This window comes from Paenibacillus sp. CFBP13512 (assembly GCF_005233705.1).
In the GTDB taxonomy this organism is placed as follows: domain Bacteria; phylum Bacillota; class Bacilli; order Paenibacillales; family Paenibacillaceae; genus Saccharibacillus; species Saccharibacillus nuruki.
The window spans coordinates 258,450-276,925 of the sequence record NZ_QGAD01000004.1; the positions used below are offsets into that span (position 1 = coordinate 258,450).

Consider the following 18,476-nt stretch of genomic DNA (forward strand, 5'->3'; position numbering starts at 1 on the left):
GTTCATCTAAAGATTGTCATAACCCCTAAACTATCCTATACTACAAAGTTGTTACTTTATAATAAGTATACACAGTCAAATCATACTGGATTCAACCCGATAAAGGAGGAATAGTGTTGTCGGATAAAATAGACCTACCTTCTTCTCGTCATAGACGTGCAAAAGATCATTCGACAGAAGAGCTTGCCCGCCGTCTTATCGATCTATCCGGTGGTCCTGATAATATGGTAGAAGTCATTCACTGTACGACTCGTATTCGGCTCAAATTAAAAAATTACGATCAAATCGATGAAGCAGGACTTCTTCAGATCAAAGAAGTGCAAAATATAAACAAACTGCCCGGACAACTACAGATTATTGTAGGTCCTGAGCTGGTCTATAAGTTACATCGCAAAATCAATCTATGGCTTCAACAGCATGAACAAACAGCATTAGAACCTTCTATTTTAGAGTCTAAAGAATCTGAACTGCAAGCTGAACCATCAATGCCATCACCAGATCAGGATCAAAGGTCAGGCATTATGCAGCGTATTATACAGGTAGCGACTATCTTTTCAGATATTCTAATTCCCATCTTACCGCTTTTTATTGCAGCGGGTATCTTATTAGGTCTGGTCACGATTCTGCAATCTTCTGACTGGGTGACAGAGGGTGCGGTCTGGTTCCGATTGCTTCAGTTATTAACAAGTTCTGCTTTTCAAATTATTAGCGTACTGTTCGGTTATCATGCAGTAAGACGATTTGGAGGTACACCTGCGATCGGGGCTGTACTTGGGATTGCAATGTCTCAACCTGATCTAGCGATACTAATAGGTTCTTATGATACGACGGTACAAAATATAGATACGATGGTTACTCCTCAATTCAGTTATCAAGGTGCAATGATGCCGATTATTCTGGCAGCACTGATTATGGCTTGGATAGAAAAAGGAATACGCCGTATACTACCGGCATCAGCATCTACACTTCTTGCTCCAGCCATCAGTCTGATTATCGGTGGGACGCTGGCTATTCTTTTGATTAGTCCGGTCGCCATATGGCTGGGAGAATGGATAGGTCAAGAGTTAGAATATCTCTTTATCTATGGAGGTACATTTTTTGGATTTATTCTGGGCGGTATCTATAGCACGATTGTATTAACAGGACTGCATCAAGGGATACAAGCGCTTGAGGTTGCTTTGATCGCTGACCCTCGTGTAGGCGTTAATTTCTTACTACCGATCTGGTCGATGGCAAATATGGCGCAGGGTGGGGCAGGTCTAGCCGTCTATTTGACCACTCGCAATAACGAATTACGAAAAGTAGCTCTTTCAGGATCGATTACTGCTTTTCTAGGAATAACAGAACCGATTGCTCTCGGAGTTAACCTCAAGTTAGGTCGTCCTTTTTTGAGTGCAGCCATTGGTGGGGCAGTAGGCGGAGCTTATGTCGGCTTTCATCATGTGATCGCTAGCTCATTTGGCTTAACAGGAATACCGATGCTTGTCTATATTATTCCGTTTGGCGAAATGAACTTTATCCATTATATGATTGGATTTCTACTCTCAGCTGGTATAGCTTTTATGACGACTCTGTTGCTCGGTGCAGAAAAGCCAGCTTTTCGATATCATATTTCAAACATTGTTCGTAAATTCACAGGAGGACGTTATGAAAATTAAAAAGATTCTCAATAATAATGCGGTGGTCGTGGATGATCACGGGCAGGAAAAGATCGCTATGGGCGGTGGGATTTCTTTTGAAAAAGGCAAAAATGATATTGTAGATAAACAGCGTATTGAGAAGTTATTTATTCTAGAAGATCAGGAACGGTACGGTTATCTACAAGAGATGCTTCAGACGTTACCGGAAGAAGAGATCGCTGTATCTGAAAGTATTATTTCTTATGCTGAACAAGAGTTACAGATTTCTTTTAATGAACATATTCATATTGCACTAACCGATCATTTGTCATTTGCTCTTGAGCGTCTACGGAGTGGACTGATTATCCACAATACGCTTTTGGAAGAGATTCGCTTATTGTATCCTGCCGAGTTCCAGATCGGTCTTCATGCCAAGCAATTGATTACCGAGCGCTTGCAGATTGATATTCCTGAAGATGAAGTAGGATATATTGCGATGCATATTCATACTGCACGGATGAATGCAGGAGCTCAAGACACAGCAGCAGGTATGGCGGCAATTATGAAAGACATGGTCAAAGATATTGAATATATGTTAAATCAATCTTTAGATCGCAAGTCAGCAGACTATGAACGATTAATGAGCCAACTCAAAAGTATTCTTCAAGAATATCAAAAAGATCAGCCCGGAAGCGAACTGAATCAAGAGCTTATTCAGATTGCTGTAGAGAAATATAAAACAGTATATGAACAGGTAGAAGAGATGGCAGCGAATATGGAAGATGAATATGGTTATCTATTTACAGAGAGTCAATGCGTGTTAATTACTATCGAAGTGAATCGCCTGCTCGAAAGACTGGGTCATCATTCCCGTTAATCCAGCTTAATCCGTATCGAATGTAATGATAAAGTAGATCAATCATGCGATTTTAATAGAGAATAACAAGAAAAATAAAGCTGTATCAAGTCTATATACCTGATTCGATAGGTTATGATATTTATTCAAAATCAAATTAGATCTAGGTATAAAGTATGTATATCGAATGACATATTACAAAAATGTAAACTTTGAAACAGTGAAAATAAGACTAAAATTTATGAAAATGAATGAAAAATTACAGAATTATCCTTTTATGTCGCTTTTCCAAATTGATTCGTTCAGTCTATAGTGTCTTTACGATTTGCCCTATAGAATAAATGTCAGCAACAGCATATTCGGGTGTGTTACTGGTAAAGCAGGCAAGACCTAAAAACTCCGTGAGGAATCCGGGCGACAGGTGTCGTTCGTTCTTCAGAGGAATTTTTAGGTCTTTTTTGTGCGCCAAAACAGCCACAATTTGAAATTAGAGAGGAAGAACACAATGAAAATCAAGAATTTCTCAAGAAAAACAGCTGTTATGATGATGGCAGCAACGATGTTAACAGGAGGAACTTCTGTTTTTGCAAGTGGATCAGAATCCGATTACGGTAATGGGACACAGCCAACTCCACCAACACCTGTTGTAGAAACACCTGCATCTGTTTTTAACGATACTTACGGATTTACACATCTTACGCGCTTTGATGCATTGAAAATAGCTAATCAGCAAACAGAGTCTCGCTATAAAGTTCCACAATTTGATGTATCCAAAATTCGCAATATTCCTTCTGCTGTAGGAAAAGATGCAAATGGCAATACGATTGATCTCGATGTATGGGATACTTGGCCATTACAAAATGCAGACGGTACAGTAGCCAACTATAATGGATATGAAGTTGTTTTTGGACTTGCAGGTGATCCTAAAGTATCCTCAGATACTTTTATCTATCTGTTCTATAAAAAAGCAGGCGATCAATCATTAGATGCTTGGAAAAATGCAGGTCGTGTATTTAAAGACAGCGACAAAATGGTACCTAACGATACAATTTTAAATAATCAATCCGAAGAATGGTCAGGTTCAGCAACAATGACTAAAGACGGCAAAGTTCGCTTATTCTATACGAACCGTCAGCCATGGGATGTCGATAAAGGATTTTTCGGTAAACAAACACTAACAACAGCTCAAATTAATGTGTCTGAACCTTCTAATGGAACACTTCAAGTCAACGGTGTCGAAGACCTCAAATCTATTTTTGATGGTGATGGTAAAATGTATCAAACGGTGGATCAAGCATTCCGTGCAGGTGATTACTCCGATAACCATACATTAAGAGATCCGCATTATGTAGAAGATCATGGACGCAAATATCTAGTATTTGAAGCCAATACAGGTTCTGAGACTGGTTATCAAGGTCAATCGATGTTCTCCAACAAAGCGTATTATGGTGGAGATGACGATTTCTTCAAATCTGAATACCAGAAAGTAATGAACAACCCGAGTCGTAACTATATGACGATTGCGAATGGGGCATTGGGTATTATTGAATTGAACAACGACTATTCATTGAAAAAAGTGATGAAGCCACTTATTGCGTCCAACACAGTGACCGATGAGATTGAACGTGCCAATATTTTTGAAATGAATGGCAAATGGTACCTATTCACAGATACACGCGGTGCTAAAATGTTTGTCGATGGTGTGGATTCCGAAGATATCTACATGCTTGGATATGTAGCGGATTCAATTGATGGACCTTACAAACCGCTTAACGGTAGTGGACTTGTATTGCATCAAGATCTGAACAAACGCGATATTACATGGAACTACGCTCACTTTGCGATTCCACAAGTAAAAGGTAATAAAGTTGTAATCACAAGCTACATGACCAACAGAGGATTCTATACTGATCATCATTCTACATTTGCACCAAGCTTTGAAGTAGAAATCGATGGTAGTGAAACCAAAGTTGTTCCTAATAGCATTTTGGAACAAGGTCAGATTACTTCTAATCAATAAGTTTAATGAATAAGTTTTTAATCTATCATTTCTGAGGATTCAATAGATCAACCGGGAAAGAAAATGTCTGCCACACAGCGGCATTTTCTTTTCCTTTATTGCTTTTATCCGTAGAACGAAATGTAGACGCCAAAAAGGAAACACTAATATATGGAGGTGCTCACTTGAACAACAGCAACCACGTATCTAAATATCGGCGGACACTCGTTGTTCTCAGTGTGTTCGGATGTATTATATTAGGTGCCTTACTCTACTTTTTCACACAGACTAGCGCAAAAGGAAGTACTCAAAGCAGTCTTCCTCATAATAGTGCTTCTCATGGAACATCCGTCAGTAGCGAACGTCCTGATTATCATTTTACAGTGCCGGACAAGTGGAAAAACGATCCACAACGTCCTATCTATTTCAAAGGAAAATATCATTATTATTATCTCTATAACAAAGATTATCCGGATGGCAATGGTACCGAATGGCGCCATGCTACTTCTACCGATCTGATCCATTGGACAGATCACGGAGTAGCTATTCCTAAATATACAAATAAAAACGGTGATCCATGGTCAGGCTCGGTTGTCGTCGATACCAACAACACAGCCGGATTTGGTAAAAATGCGTTTATCGCAATTGTGACTCAACCTTCTGCTAACGGTGGAGCGCAAGAACAGTATTTATGGTATAGCAAAAATGGAGGGAATACCTTCACTGCCTATGGGAAAAAACCGATTCTGTCGAATCCCGGTAACACCGATTTTCGTGATCCCAAAATAATATGGGATGCCAATTCCAAACACTGGATTATGTTGATGGCAGAAGGCAATAAGATTGGATTTTACACATCCACTAACTTGAAAAAGTGGACGTACACCAGCGGATTCCTTACCGAAAATGTAGGCATACTGGAATGCCCTGATCTATACTTGATGCAAGCGGCAAATGGAGCTTACAAATGGGTACTCGGTGCTAGCGCAAACGGACGTGGAGCAGGTAATCCAAATACGTATGCATACTGGACAGGAAGCTTTAATGGCAAGAAATTTATAGCTGACCGTCAAGAACCCAAATGGTTGGATCATGGATTTGATTGGTATGCCGCTGTTACTTTTGATATCGCAGGAGCTTCTAATCCTTATGAGCAACGTTATGCTTTTGGATGGATGAACAACTGGGATTATGTCAATAACACACCGACATTACAAGAAGGATTCAACGGTATGGATTCGATCGTTCGTAAAATAAGACTTCAATTCAATGGTCAATCTTATGATCTATCTTCTCAACCGATTGGAGCGATTAGTTTACTACCTGCATCTACCCAAAAAATACAACGGATGGAAGTAGAAGGTTCTGAGCCGCTTAATATTCGTGGATCTTCTTTCCAGCTGGATACAGACATTTCGTGGTCACAACTTAAAAATGTAGGATTGCGACTTCGAGAGTCTAAAGATCAAAGTCGTCATGTCGATGTAGGTGTCTTTGTAGAAGGAAAATATACGTATGTGAATAGAGCCTACACCGGTCACCCTGATACTCAAGGCAAAAGTCTAGAAAGTCAGGCAACCTTCAATACCGATAAGAAAAAAGTCCATCTGAAAATATTAGTCGATAAGAACAGTATCGAAGTCTTTGTAGATGATGGTACAGTAGCTTACTCTAGCTTGATTTTCCCGAATAAAGAAGATCAAGGGATTACTTTATTTGCAGACGGTGGCAAAGCTGTTTTTGAAAATATAGTCGTTAAACAGTTTAAATAAACAATAAAGAATAATAAAAGCCGAACCTTATTGATCGTTATGAGATCAGAAGATTTCGGCTTTTTTTCTAAATTAGTATAGTAGAAAGGAGAGTGTAGCATCAATTTCCTATTTTCAAGCGTTAATCGCTGCAATAAATTGTTCAAAATCATCCAATTGTTCTTCGATAATGCCTTGAATAATTTCAACTTGTACCCCTTGGTAATCATGAATAGCGATATTCCGAAAGCCGACCATTGCTTTGATACTTTGATTCAATTCTTTAGACAATAATCCATTGCGGAATAGAAGATCAAAAGCATCTCGACTGCTCTGTGGAACGCCTAGATTGCGCTCAGAAATGATATGTATCGCTAGATCAAGACAAGCCTCACAAGCCCGTTGAAGATTCAAAATAATCGAATCTTGCTTGGTATAGTTAAATAAGTTGTCTTCATCTCCAGCATATTCTTCATGAATACGTGCAACACAGCGACGAATCGTAGCCGTTTTGTTGAGTAAAATATCTTGATTCATAGCGTGCCTCTTTTCTTCATAAAGTGATCTAATATCGGTTGGCGCTTGTCATTCAGTTGTACATACTCACGGAAAGCTTGAATATACGACAGTTGTCTGATCATTGGCTTTTCTTCATATAATACGATCCCTGTACTGGCAATCTGCACTTGGAATACTGTACTTGCTTCTTCAAAATCGATCAAATCAACATCACGATCTAACTGATCGGCTAATTGCTGTCCGATTCGGAATCGTTGATAAGTCGATCTGCGCACTTGAGACAAATAAGCAATATCAATATCGCTTTCAGCTCTTGCAGTGCCTTTGGCAACAGAGCCAAAAATAATAATCGTATGTGCTTGAACAAGACTACACAACTCCTGAACAATAAGAAGTTGTTGATGGGAAGATAAACACAGCTTAGACATAATAACAACTCCTTATTGTTCTAGATAGTGTGCTAGAGAGATCGATACTTTGCTAAAGATTATAATGATTTGGTAAACAAGACATGAGGAATATTGGATTCTAAAAATATCTCAGAAGATTGTACATATCCTAAGCGCTCATAGAAAGAAGCGGCTTGTGTCTGCCCATTTAATTTGGCTTGAGTCAGACCTTGTTCTCGCGCCAATTGCTCCATATGTTCAACCAGCATTTTGCCAACACCGTATTTACGATAGTCTTTCATTACGCAAATACGTTCTAATTTGGCAACACCTTCAACCACACGCAGGCGCGAAGTGGCAACAGGAGTCTCACCATTGTACACAATAATATGTGGGATGATAGTATTGGCATTATCCCACTCATCGTATTCTTCGTCCAAAGGTACACCTTGTTCATTCACAAAAACTGCTTTGCGGATAAATAGACAATGATCCAATTCATATTCATTTTCAACTTGCTTTATCAATAGTTCCATGTGTATGCTCCATCCTTTAGTTCATGATTCTCTATATGAGTTACATCTAATACCTTCTATAGAAATAGATACTCTTTGAAGAAGGAATAGACCGTCTTTCTATTTTAACGAAATGAATGTAAATGTAAACCGCACTATTTAATTGCAGTCAGTATAATTCAGCTTCTTTTTTATTGATTATAGTCTGTATCTATTGATAATTAACATTTGCACAACGCATCAATCAATTATAGAATCGATACAAGGTTTGTAAGTGAAGTGGAAGGAGTGTCCAAATGATCGATTTTCCTTTACAAGAGGTACGTATTCGAGAGTTACAACAATGGATGGAAGAAGGAGAGCAGACTTCTGTATCGTTAACGTCTTTGTATATGCAGCGTATAGCTGAAATAGATCAAGATGGCCCTTTATTACGATCTGTGATTGAATTGAATCCGGATGCGATCTATATTGCTGCTCAAATGGATCAAGAACGCGCGCAAGGACAAGTTCGTAGTGAACTGCATGGGATACCCATCTTGATCAAAGACAATATTAATACAGGTGATCATATGCATACCAGCGCTGGATCATTAGCGTTATCAGACTCTTTTGCTCCAGAAGACGCTTTTTTAGTACGACAATTACGGAAAGCTGGAGCTGTTATTTTAGGCAAAACCAATCTGACCGAGATGGCGAACTTTATGTCTTTCAATATGCAAAATGGGTACAGTGCCCGCGGAGGACAGACGCTTAATCCGTATGGCCCCGGACGATTGGATGTAGGCGGTTCAAGCGCAGGTTCAGGAGCTGCGGTAGCTGCCAATCTATGTGCTGTAGCAGTAGGAACAGAGACATCAGGTTCGATTTTGAATCCGGCAGCTAAAAACAGTCTGGTAGGCATCAAGCCTACACTGGGTTTGATCAGTCGGACAGGCGTGATTCCGATAGCTTATACACAAGATACAGCAGGTCCAATGGCTAGAAATGTAGAAGATGCTGCTATTCTATTACAGGTATTAGCTGGAAAAGATGAACAAGATGCGCCAACCCAGACTTCACCTGTTCCGATACCCGATTATGCGTCTTATCTAGATGCAGAAGGCTTACGTGGAGCACGAATCGGTATTAATCGAGCTTATGTGCATGAGTTAAGCGACGAAGAAAAGTCGATTATGGAAGCTTCTATCGAAGCGATGTATCATGCAGGAGCCGTTATTGTAGACCATACCGATCTGGATCATATTGCTTCAGAAGACATGACTGTTTTATTGTATGAGTTCAAGTCGGCACTTAATCATTATTTATCGACACTAGGGCCACAATCATCGATTCGAACACTTAAAGATATGATCGATTATAATCATCTCCATCATCAAGATGCACTCAAATACGGTCAAGAAATCTTGATCAAAGCGCAATATGAAACGTCAGGTAAATTAACTGAAGCTAAATATATTCAGGCTCGTCTAAGCGATTGGAATCAAGCACGAGAAGAAGGCATAGATCGTCTGCTTCGAGAGCATCAATTAGATGCGATCTTTTCCCCGAATCATACTGATGCACCCGCAGTAGGGGGTTATCCGGCGATTATTGTACCAGCAGGTTACCGCCGAGACGGTATGCCTTTTGGTATCAGCTTTATGAGTACAGCGTACAAAGAGCCAGAATTGATTCGAATCGCGTATGCTTTTGAACATACCGTACCTGCACGCAGAAGACCTATGTTATAAGTCGTTTATTTCATAAATAAAAGCAGTAATTCTGACATCAGAGTTACTGCTTTTTTACGTGGTTATTTATGCAAAAAAATAACTAAAAAATTTAGTGAACTAGCTGTAAACTTTTTGCTGAATTTTGACGAAATAGTAAAAAAGAACTATTTGTTACTTTATGATCTCAGACAACTAAGGAGGCGCTTATGAAAAGCGTATTAGCAAACAACGAAGAGAAACAAGCAACTGCTTATGAAAGATTAGCATCCAAACTTTTGCTGTACACGTTAGCTATTATTTTGATCAGTTGTATTCCTATTTATGGAGCAATGTACTTTTTTCATCTGGTCAATTTGTATACATGGTTATATCTAATCGTTTGTGTATGTATTTTGGTTCCAGCGGCTTTCTTTATATTTAAAAAAACAAATCATTTATCCATAGGTAAATACTTATTAACTCCGTTATCTTTTATCGCATGTACTTGTGTTATCTGGGTATTGCCTTCACAAGCTTCATGGTCAGCATTTTTGATCTATATCACTCTTTCTGTAGTGTACTTGAATATGCGTGTCAGTATTGTAGCTACCATATATGCAGTCGTGTTAGAAGTAATTCTACTTGTATTTGATCCATTGGTAAAAGCGCTTCCTGTATTGGATATGATCGTATTATTTGCTGTTACGACGATGGTCGGTTCTGCTGGGGTAGCGATCTGTATTTTGGGTCAGAAAATGATGAGCAATTTACATCAACAAAAAGAACAAATTGATAATTTGCTACAAGAAGTAGAGCGTTCTGCACAAGAATTGACACAGTTTGGTGGACAATTGCAACGTAATGCAGAAGATACCGATCGGATTGGTAAAGAGTTAACAACAGGCTTTAATGAAATTGCAAAAGGAATTGATTCACAAGCAGGCAGTATCGGTGAAATTAATACATCGATGCAAAATTCAGAAACGTTTATCCGTAATATTGGCAATACTGCAAATGATATGACAGAGCTAGCTGAACGAACAGCATCATTAACTCGCTCAGGAAATGAACAAGTTATTCGTTTGCGCGAAGGTGTACTTGAAGTCGGTCAAACGATAGACAATACCCATGCAGCGATGAATACATTACGCAACTATGCACAAGAAATCTCTTCTGTATCTCAAGCGATTGAAAATATCGCTCGTCAGACCAATATGCTTTCCTTTAATGCAGGTATTGAAGCATCTCGTGCAGGAGAGCATGGACGTGGATTTGCAGTTATTGCTACCGAGATTCGTGATCTAGCGAGTGAAGCGCAACAGTCTACAGTCTTGATTACAGATATCTTGCATCGTATTCATGATCAGACAGAAGTCGTATCCGGTCGTATTCAACAAGGTAAAGAAGCGATTGATGTGATCCAACTTTCTGCGGAACAGACCGAATCTTCGTTTGGAGATATCATGACAGAAGCGAATACAGTATCAGATCGTTCGGTAGAAATTGGCAGTATGCTTAAAGAATTAATTGAAGGTATTCGTCATTCAGTACTCGAAACAGGAACGATCTCAGCAGTAACAGAACAATCGAGTGCGTCTATAGAACAAATGACGTCAAGCTTACAAGAGCAATCTACACGCGTGAGTCGTATTGCAAATAGTATTGATGAATTGAAACAATTGATTGATATCTTAAATCATTCATTGGATCAAAATAATGCTCTAGTAAAAAGTGACGAAGTTGTGACTGAAAAAGCATCTTAATTTGTCAATAAAAAGACAAAATGTAGTCAGATTCATACACTTATTCGACAAAATATTTCCAATACGGTGTACTTGCTTTCTGTAAAACAAAGACCAAAAAGTCTTGTAAAACGATTGAACAAACACTACTCATGTGGTTTTTACATAGGGTAGTGTTTTTTTTTCGTTGTAATTATGCAGGTTGGGTCTTTTGACCAGTTTCTTATTATAAGGATTGACTATTTCTGGAATATAGATGAATATATATGCATATAATTCCATTAATTGGTGGACGGAATTATCCGCTAGATGTCGCTATTTTTAGTCGGTATTTTCTTCGTATGTATGCGTGCTTGACCTGATTCTCACTACCTGATCTATATCTAGAAGGAGGAATTAGAATGCAGCAATCCCCAGTCACTGTAGAGCAAATTATTACCATGATTAGTGAGGTAAAACAAGACCCTTCCTGTTTGACACGTCTGGACCGCGATTCTGATATTATTCATGATGCCGGGCTTGATTCTATCCAATTGATTCATTTTATTTTACGAGTAGAAGATGATTTTAATGTTGAAATTGATTTTGAAGAATTTGATATGGAACATTTAGGTTCTATTCAAGCGTTCTGTAACTTTGTTAGTCTTGAAGCCAATCAAGGTCAGGCTGTAGAAGAACAGGTGAAAACGGTATAAGCGCTTACATAAAAATTAAAGCGCTAACACTTGTTGTGTATATACAACAGTATCATGAACATTATTTGCAATAAATACGTTTTGTATATCAGAAATTTTGCTTGTCACTTATTGGGCTTATGATGCGATGTGTCGTTAAAGGACAGTCTGCTTTGAACATTGAATTCAAAGGAAGAGGTGTTTTTTTTGCAACCAAGAAGCGAAGTAACCATTGACCGCAAAGAATTTCAGCTGATTAAACGAACCATTCGCAACGCCACTGTCTCTTACCGTAACCAGATCAAAGATCCGACGTACAAAACGCCAATCCCGCAATCATTAGGGATTAAATTAACAAACCGTTGTAATCTGCGCTGTACACACTGTTTTCAGTGGAATGAAGATGGCTATCATCATCAAATGGACAAAGCAGAGCAAAATATGGATCTTGATCCATTGATTTTCAAACAATTATTGGACGATACCAAAGAAGCGAAGTCTCGTCTATATCTATGGGGCGGAGAACCGATGTTTCACCGTCAATTTGGAGAAATTCTGGAATACATTCAGAATGATCGCCGTGAGATGACGATCTGTACGAATGGACTATTAATAGATAAATTTATTGAGCCTATTTTAGATTTATCTGAAAATCTGGAACTGCTAATTGCTGTAGAAGGATTTGAATACGAGCATAATTTAATCCGTGGTAAAGGTACATTTCAAAAAACGATGGCACAAATTGATCGCTTAGTGGAATTGCGTGATCAAGGATTGTACAAAGGTAGAATTTCCGTTCATGCCGTTATCAACGATAATATGATCGGTCGTATGACTGAATTGCTAGAGTTTTTTGAATCGAAAAAATTGGACTTGGTGATGTTGTGCTTCCCGTGGTACATTTCCCGCGAAACATCGCTCAAAATGGATACGTATTTCTCTGAAAAATTCCAATGGTTGCGTCAGTTAGATGAGCGTCATATCAGTAGCTGGCATGCATTTAAATACAAAATCAATCCTGATCGTATGGATGCGTTGATGGAAGATCTACACAAGATCAATGATCGTGTATGGAAAATCCGTGTTCGTTACCAACCGGGTCTGGATTATGATGAGATCGACAAATTTATTCATGGTGATGAAATGACAAGCCGTTGTTCTAATCACTGTCTAGCATTGACTTCTCGTACCGATATTGTGCCAGATGGTAGCGTTATGCCTTGCAAATTCTTTTCCGAGTTTACGGTTGGTAATCTGAAAGAGAAGAGCCTGAAAGAAATCTGGGATTCCGAAGAATATGAAAATGTAAGACATATTATCAATAAAGAAGGGCTAACGCCTGCGTGCTCGAAGTGCAGTGTATTGTATCTACATGGTGCAGGTACAGTCAATTCGCTCGACTATATTTAAGAGCGGAGGGAGTTCATGAGACAGCAGTTATCGCTAATGGATGCATTGACCGATCATCGTGATCAAGGTCGCTTTATATGGATTTTTAATATCGGCGCTGAATCGGTCTGGCACAATATCAGCAAAGGAGTGAGCGATCCTCAGGAACAAGAAGTTGTGAATCGAATCGAAGAGATGAATCTTTTACTCTGTCGTAAGCAGGATATTATGATTTTGCGTAAACAACCTGACCCGGATTATCTAGATATGTTGGAAAATCTGGGTTTTGAGTTACCACGAATCGAGATTCCGCAAGGGGAAAGTGATGATCCGTTTGTATCGATTTCACAACTGATTTTGCAAGATGAAGCCTTGTTAGAACGGTTGCAGATGTATGGGGTGCAAGGTCGTGCCCTGTATGGAGCAACCTATCTTGTTCCTTATGCAGTCACGCAATGGGAAGAAGAAATTGCTCATACGTGTGAAGTTCCTTATATTGGAGCCCCTTCGGAGATTTGTAAAATGGTGAATGACAAAATCTTTAGTCGCCAAGCAGCGATTGAGTTGGGTTTTCCAGTCAGTAGCGGAACCGTATGCTCAACCGTCGAAGAGATTCGGCGTGAATGTTTAGCTATAGGTACAGCCGATGCCGAAGCTCAAATTATTATCAAAGAACCTTATGGAGCTTCTGGCAAAGGGCTGTATTTATTACAAGGAACACAAAAGCTCGATGCTACGCTGAGTGTGATGAGTCGTTTTGCACGTAAGCAAAACAATCCAGACCAAGCATGGTTAGTCGAACGCTGGCACAAAAAGCAAATGGATCTAAATTATCAAATTTATATTCATCCTGATGGTGATGTTGAAGTCTTTTCTTTGAAACGTCAGGTGGTGGATGGAACCGTCTATATTGGTTCCTATATGCCTTCAGGGGTAACCGAAGAGATTCGCCAACAATCTCGTCAGTATGCGATGGAATTGGGACATTATTTGTACGAAAAGCAGTATCGTGGTATTGCTTCAATTGATGCATTTATTGATGAAAGTGGAGAATTGATTCCGGTGATTGAGATTAATGGGCGATTCACGTTATCGACCTATATCTCATTATTACCGCAAATGTTCGGGCTGCGCATATTCCGTTCTCGTTATTTCCGGCATATTACCAAAGAACGTTTAACGTATCAGACTCTTTGTCAAAAGTTAGAGCAACATAATCTTTTGTATACTTCTGCACATCCTTTTGGCGTGTGGGTGTATACAGCAGGTACATTGTCTGCAAGCAAAACAACGAACGGATACAATAACCGTATTTTTGCTATTGTTATTGCCGATAGCACAGAAGAAGCACAGCGACTTGAAGAACAGTTAGAGCGAGTGATTGCTGAACTGTAAATAGCTTAGGTTAGTTAGATGTCAAAGGAGGTCAAACGATGGAAGTTAGTGAACAACAAGTCGTACCTTTACTTGCTCAAGTGTTGAAAATGGCTCCAGCCGATCTGGAAAATCTACAACCAGATGATGATCTACGAGAGTATGGTCTCAATTCACTATCTGCGGTTGAATTGATTGTAGAACTTGAAAATCATCTCAATATCATGATCGACGATGATAATTTATTGCTGGAAGAATTATCGACATTACGCCGTATCGAAAACATGTTAGCTCATTATGTTTAAACGATCATTATCTAAACAAGTGTTACCGGAAACAGTAGGAGCGCCAGGACAGCATTGCTTTTATGCTAGCCTGCACGCTTTACTACTACGTCAGGGTGTCTATACCGATGAAGCCGATCTATATTTTCTATGTAACGGGTTGTCGATCTCGTATAAAGGAAATTTTGACTCATTTGGTCTGCGTCCGATGGCGGATTTGTTATCCCAGTGGTCAGCGAATACACAGGTTGAAGTCAAACATGTCACGATCGATCCAGCATTATCCAAGCGAAATGATTTTTTGATCTTACAAGATTGGTCTAACGCATTGGAAAATGGAAAAAGTATACTTCTTCATTTACAAAGTCATTGCCTGAATTTCCATCCGGTATATCAGAATAACCCGAGCAAAGGACATGTGATCCAGCTATACGGGTTGGATATGAAGCAGGATGAAGCCTATGTATCCGATCACTTTTTATTAGAAGAATCCGGTCATGTACTTAGTTACAATGGCAAGACAAATCTTACTTTGTTGCTAGAAGGTATTACTGAATATGCGTATCTCAATAGTGATCCTGCGGAAGAGCTTAGTGTCCAACAAGTGATTCAGGCGTGTGATCGTCATTTAGAACAGTTTTTGCAAGAAAGCTGGTCAGCGTATGCCGTCTTATTCTGTGATCTGGATCGTCTGTTAGAGATGGAAGATGAATCATTCCGTCAGAGTTGCGATACTCTTTATTACCAACTACGGATCGAAAGTCTGATGCATCTACTACAGTATACCGAGCAATTTATGAGTCGTTATGAAGGGTTAATGGGCAGTGAGCATGGTGCTTATCAATTGCGAGAAGATATTCATGAACTCCGTCAGACATGGAAAAGGCATCTGCTTCAACTGTATAAAATAGGATTGCGGGTTAACCGAGAGAAAGTAACTGATTATATTCAGCATAGTTTGCGTTTATTAGCCGAATTAAAAACATTGTTAGAGCGGATGAGAATGACGGTATATCAGATCCGTCTATAGCAGTGTGCAACATGAAGGAGGTCGTGTCATCTGTCAGCGATAACGTTAACTCAACTATCCAAAACATTTGAATATTACAAAAAAGAACCTGGACTACGCAAATCATTTTCGAATTTATTTAAACGGGAAAAATTGCAGAAAGAAGCTGTAATTGATCTTAGTTTTGATATTGAAGAAGGTGAAATTGTTGGTTTTCTAGGACCTAATGGAGCAGGTAAAACGACCACACTCAAAATGTTATCCGGTATTTTGCATCCTAGTGATGGTCAAGCTTCTGTACTCGGGTATACGCCATGGGAACGTAAAAAAGAATTTAAACGTCAGTTCTCGATTGTGATGGGTCAAAAAAATCAACTATGGTGGGACTTGCCTGCTAGTGATTCATTTGAACTCAACAAATTAATCTATGATCTGGACGATACTGAATATAAGCGTACATTGGACGAATTGGTTGAACTGCTGGGTGTCAGTGAGCAGTTACATGTGCAAGTACGCCGATTGTCTTTAGGTGAACGCATGAAAATGGAATTGATTGCTTCACTTCTTCATCGTCCGAAAGTCATATTGCTCGATGAGCCGACGATTGGTTTGGATATTATTTCACAAAGTAAAATCAGACAATTTTTTAAAACATACAACAAAACGTACAATACAACGATTTTGCTGACCAGTCACTATATGCGCGATATTGAAGACTTATGTTCTCGAACGATGATTATTAATCACGGGCAACTGGTCTATGATGGTGATCTCAAAAGTGTAAACGATGTGATTGGTTCTTGGAAATTACTCAAAATCCAATTGTCAGCGCCGGTATCGGAATTGTCTTTGAATGGATATGGTAAAATTCGTTCTCGTTCTGAATTGGAAGTCGTATTCGAACTTAGCAAGCAAGATGTACTACGTAAATCGAAAGAAATACTGGATCATTTACCTGTTATTGATTTTACAATTGAAGATATTCCTTTGGAAGAAGGGATTGCGATCCTGTACGAAAAAGGTGGGTTGCCCCATGCCCAATAAAGTCTATCGCAAAATTTTACATATGGGGATTCAAAATGAAATGGAATATCGAACCAATTATTGGATACAGCTAGTTAGCTTTTTTGTACCGATGATGACTCAATTTTTTCTCTGGTTAGCGATTTTTCGTTCATCCGGTCAGGGAACGATTGTAGGTTATACATTTCAAGAAATGTTGATCTACATTATTATGGCAGCAGTCACTGGTAAGCTTGTTGCCGCGGGATTTGAATATGAAATTGCAGGCGATATCAAAGAAGGTGGACTGGGTAAATTTCTAGTCCAACCGCTGAACTATTTTGCTTATCGTATCTTAAAATTTCTAGGTGCCAAAGCAGTCCAATCGGTACTGGTCATTATTTTTGCCGCTGTAGTCTTGATCTGGTTGCGGATCGGTCTACACGTTCCTGTAGGTTGGGATAGTGCATTACGTTATCTGATTGCTTTACCGGGTGCATTGTTACTCAACTTTGTGATCTATTATGCATTAAGCGGAATAGCGTTCTGGTTAACCGAATCGACCGGATTATTTTATACCTTATCGCTCATTATTTATATTGCGAGTGGTAGTGTTTTTCCGTTAACCATTTTTGGAGCGACGATTGCCAAGATATTAGGGATGTTACCTTTTTCGTATATTGTCTTTTTTCCAGTCAATATGATTACTGGTAAATTAACCACAACAGAAGCAATTACAGGTATAGGCATGCAGTGGTTATGGATCGCTGTTATTTTAGTAGTCGCTAGATGGGTATGGAGTTCAGGGGTACGCCGTTATGTAGCGGTGGGAGGATAATAATATGCAGATGATCTGGAAAGAAGCAAAGCGCTATTCTCGTATTTATGGACGATTTATGAAATTCTCTGTGATGTCACAAATGGAGTATCGTACCAATTTTATTACAGCTTTTCTGATTGAAACAGCGTATCTACTGATCAAACTATTATATGCGATTCTGCCGTATCAGGTAGGAACCGATATTAATGGCTGGTCGCCGGATGCGATTTTGTTATATGTAGGCGTATTTACCATTATGAGCGGATTATATAGTGGATTGTTTTTTACCAATTTTACTCAGTTACCAGATAAAGTACGTACCGGTTCACTGGATGTGCTGATTACGAAGCCCATTTCTTTGCAATTCGCTGTCACTTTACGTCAATTTGAATTGGGTTATACGATCCCCAATGTACTCGGTGGCAGTGTAATGGTAGCGATTGGCTGGAGTCGAATGGGGTTGCCTGTAGATTTTTATCATATTGGCGGTTTTATCTTTTTTATCGCGATTGGTGTCTTGGTTGCTTATTCTGTCTTTTTGTTACCACAATTGCTGGCGTTCTGGACGGTACAGACTACAGGGGTAACCGATATGTCAAATAGTGTATTTGAAACGAATTATGTTCCTATGGCAGTCTATGATCGGATTATTCAGCGCTTAGGTACATTTTTATTACCGGTGTTCGTTATTTGTAACTTTCCACCAATGTTTGTTATGGGTGGACTCAGTGCAGGCATGGTCTGGTGGGCAGTACTTGCACCGATTTGGTTGCTGATCATTATTCGTGTGATCTGGCGTTATGCATTACGTCATTATTCCAGTGCTAGTCAATAAACATC

Annotated in this window: 17 protein-coding genes; 14 read left to right on the forward strand and 3 right to left on the reverse strand. The window is 39.2% G+C overall.

Annotated features, from left to right (window positions below):
* Positions 1-116 precede the first annotated feature (116 nt).
* The 4 genes from PaeCFBP13512_RS07710 to PaeCFBP13512_RS07725 all read left to right on the forward strand — a co-directional run bounded on the left by PaeCFBP13512_RS07710 (position 117) and on the right by PaeCFBP13512_RS07725 (position 6,246).
* A complete protein-coding gene (locus PaeCFBP13512_RS07710) occupies positions 117-1,658 on the forward strand; it encodes a PTS transporter subunit EIIC (protein ID WP_137222286.1) in 1,542 nt (513 codons plus the stop codon).
* Complete coding sequence (locus PaeCFBP13512_RS07715) at positions 1,648-2,496, forward strand: PRD domain-containing protein (RefSeq protein ID WP_137222288.1); 849 nt, start codon at positions 1,648-1,650, stop codon at positions 2,494-2,496. The genes PaeCFBP13512_RS07710 and PaeCFBP13512_RS07715 overlap by 11 nt, the downstream gene beginning before the upstream one ends.
* Before the next feature lie 484 nt (positions 2,497-2,980).
* The gene (locus PaeCFBP13512_RS07720; RefSeq protein ID WP_069326933.1) at positions 2,981-4,495 is read left to right on the forward strand and encodes a glycoside hydrolase family 68 protein; all 1,515 of its coding nucleotides are present in this window, start codon (positions 2,981-2,983) and stop codon (positions 4,493-4,495) included.
* A gap of 164 nt (positions 4,496-4,659) precedes the next feature.
* Positions 4,660-6,246 (forward strand): glycoside hydrolase family 32 protein, encoded by a 1,587-nt coding sequence (locus PaeCFBP13512_RS07725; protein ID WP_241669314.1) that lies wholly within the window; start codon positions 4,660-4,662, stop codon positions 6,244-6,246.
* A gap of 114 nt (positions 6,247-6,360) precedes the next feature.
* Here the strand turns inward: PaeCFBP13512_RS07725 and hepT are convergent, their stop codons facing one another.
* The 3 genes from hepT to PaeCFBP13512_RS07740 are packed head-to-tail and all read right to left on the reverse strand — an operon-like array spanning position 6,361 to position 7,669.
* Complete coding sequence (gene hepT, locus PaeCFBP13512_RS07730; RefSeq protein ID WP_137222290.1) at positions 6,361-6,762, reverse strand: type VII toxin-antitoxin system HepT family RNase toxin; 402 nt, start codon at positions 6,760-6,762, stop codon at positions 6,361-6,363.
* Positions 6,759-7,172, reverse strand: a complete 414-nt coding sequence (gene mntA / locus PaeCFBP13512_RS07735) for a type VII toxin-antitoxin system MntA family adenylyltransferase antitoxin (RefSeq protein WP_137222292.1) — start codon at positions 7,170-7,172, stop codon at positions 6,759-6,761. The genes hepT and mntA overlap by 4 nt, the downstream gene beginning before the upstream one ends.
* Before the next feature lie 59 nt (positions 7,173-7,231).
* Positions 7,232-7,669, reverse strand: a complete 438-nt coding sequence (locus tag PaeCFBP13512_RS07740) for a GNAT family N-acetyltransferase (protein WP_069326937.1) — start codon at positions 7,667-7,669, stop codon at positions 7,232-7,234.
* Positions 7,670-7,944: 275 nt separating this feature from the next.
* Here PaeCFBP13512_RS07740 and PaeCFBP13512_RS07745 point away from each other — a divergent pair, with 275 nt between their 5' ends.
* The 10 genes from PaeCFBP13512_RS07745 (at position 7,945) to PaeCFBP13512_RS07790 (ending at position 18,471) form a co-directional block, all read left to right on the forward strand.
* The gene (locus PaeCFBP13512_RS07745) at positions 7,945-9,381 is read left to right on the forward strand and encodes an amidase family protein (RefSeq protein ID WP_137222293.1); all 1,437 of its coding nucleotides are present in this window, start codon (positions 7,945-7,947) and stop codon (positions 9,379-9,381) included.
* 188 nt (positions 9,382-9,569) lie between these two features.
* Positions 9,570-11,105: a methyl-accepting chemotaxis protein gene (locus PaeCFBP13512_RS07750; protein WP_137222295.1), complete on the forward strand. Its 1,536-nt coding sequence runs from the start codon at positions 9,570-9,572 to the stop codon at positions 11,103-11,105.
* Positions 11,106-11,485: 380 nt separating this feature from the next.
* Positions 11,486-11,779, forward strand: coding sequence for an acyl carrier protein (locus PaeCFBP13512_RS07755; RefSeq protein ID WP_069326940.1), 294 nt, complete (start codon positions 11,486-11,488; stop codon positions 11,777-11,779).
* A gap of 186 nt (positions 11,780-11,965) precedes the next feature.
* The gene (locus PaeCFBP13512_RS07760) at positions 11,966-13,168 is read left to right on the forward strand and encodes a radical SAM/SPASM domain-containing protein (RefSeq protein WP_137222297.1); all 1,203 of its coding nucleotides are present in this window, start codon (positions 11,966-11,968) and stop codon (positions 13,166-13,168) included.
* A 15-nt stretch (positions 13,169-13,183) separates the two neighbouring features.
* A complete protein-coding gene (locus PaeCFBP13512_RS07765; RefSeq protein WP_069326942.1) occupies positions 13,184-14,542 on the forward strand; it encodes a peptide ligase PGM1-related protein in 1,359 nt (452 codons plus the stop codon).
* A 38-nt stretch (positions 14,543-14,580) separates the two neighbouring features.
* Positions 14,581-14,826, forward strand: a complete 246-nt coding sequence (locus PaeCFBP13512_RS07770) for an acyl carrier protein (RefSeq protein WP_069326943.1) — start codon at positions 14,581-14,583, stop codon at positions 14,824-14,826.
* Positions 14,819-15,835 (forward strand): BtrH N-terminal domain-containing protein, encoded by a 1,017-nt coding sequence (locus PaeCFBP13512_RS07775; RefSeq protein WP_137222299.1) that lies wholly within the window; start codon positions 14,819-14,821, stop codon positions 15,833-15,835. The genes PaeCFBP13512_RS07770 and PaeCFBP13512_RS07775 overlap by 8 nt, the downstream gene beginning before the upstream one ends.
* Positions 15,836-15,865: 30 nt before the next feature.
* On the forward strand, positions 15,866-16,858 hold the full coding sequence (locus tag PaeCFBP13512_RS07780) for an ABC transporter ATP-binding protein (protein WP_069326945.1): 993 nt from the start codon (positions 15,866-15,868) through the stop codon (positions 16,856-16,858).
* Complete coding sequence (locus PaeCFBP13512_RS07785; RefSeq protein WP_137222301.1) at positions 16,848-17,654, forward strand: ABC transporter permease; 807 nt, start codon at positions 16,848-16,850, stop codon at positions 17,652-17,654. Before PaeCFBP13512_RS07780 ends, PaeCFBP13512_RS07785 begins: the two co-directional genes overlap by 11 nt.
* Positions 17,655-17,658: 4 nt before the next feature.
* Positions 17,659-18,471 carry an ABC transporter permease gene (locus PaeCFBP13512_RS07790; protein WP_069326947.1) on the forward strand — a complete coding sequence of 271 codons (813 nt, stop codon included), beginning with the start codon at positions 17,659-17,661 and terminating at the stop codon, positions 18,469-18,471.
* Positions 18,472-18,476 lie beyond the last annotated feature (5 nt).

Excerpts from the sequence above, each read along its gene's own strand:
- mntA (WP_137222292.1), bottom strand. The coding sequence starts at position 7,172 with ATGTCTAAGCTGTGTTTATCTTCCCATCAACAACTTCTTATTGTTCAG.
- PaeCFBP13512_RS07750 (WP_137222295.1), top strand. The coding sequence starts at position 9,570 with ATGAAAAGCGTATTAGCAAACAACGAAGAGAAACAAGCAACTGCTTAT.
- PaeCFBP13512_RS07785 (WP_137222301.1), top strand. The coding sequence starts at position 16,848 with ATGCCCAATAAAGTCTATCGCAAAATTTTACATATGGGGATTCAAAAT.
- PaeCFBP13512_RS07720 (WP_069326933.1), top strand. The coding sequence starts at position 2,981 with ATGAAAATCAAGAATTTCTCAAGAAAAACAGCTGTTATGATGATGGCA.
- PaeCFBP13512_RS07775 (WP_137222299.1), top strand. The coding sequence starts at position 14,819 with ATGTTTAAACGATCATTATCTAAACAAGTGTTACCGGAAACAGTAGGA.
- PaeCFBP13512_RS07740 (WP_069326937.1), bottom strand. The coding sequence starts at position 7,669 with ATGGAACTATTGATAAAGCAAGTTGAAAATGAATATGAATTGGATCAT.
- PaeCFBP13512_RS07790 (WP_069326947.1), top strand. The coding sequence starts at position 17,659 with ATGCAGATGATCTGGAAAGAAGCAAAGCGCTATTCTCGTATTTATGGA.
- hepT (WP_137222290.1), bottom strand. The coding sequence starts at position 6,762 with ATGAATCAAGATATTTTACTCAACAAAACGGCTACGATTCGTCGCTGT.
- PaeCFBP13512_RS07745 (WP_137222293.1), top strand. The coding sequence starts at position 7,945 with ATGATCGATTTTCCTTTACAAGAGGTACGTATTCGAGAGTTACAACAA.
- PaeCFBP13512_RS07770 (WP_069326943.1), top strand. The coding sequence starts at position 14,581 with ATGGAAGTTAGTGAACAACAAGTCGTACCTTTACTTGCTCAAGTGTTG.
- PaeCFBP13512_RS07715 (WP_137222288.1), top strand. The coding sequence starts at position 1,648 with ATGAAAATTAAAAAGATTCTCAATAATAATGCGGTGGTCGTGGATGAT.
- PaeCFBP13512_RS07765 (WP_069326942.1), top strand. The coding sequence starts at position 13,184 with ATGAGACAGCAGTTATCGCTAATGGATGCATTGACCGATCATCGTGAT.
- PaeCFBP13512_RS07755 (WP_069326940.1), top strand. The coding sequence starts at position 11,486 with ATGCAGCAATCCCCAGTCACTGTAGAGCAAATTATTACCATGATTAGT.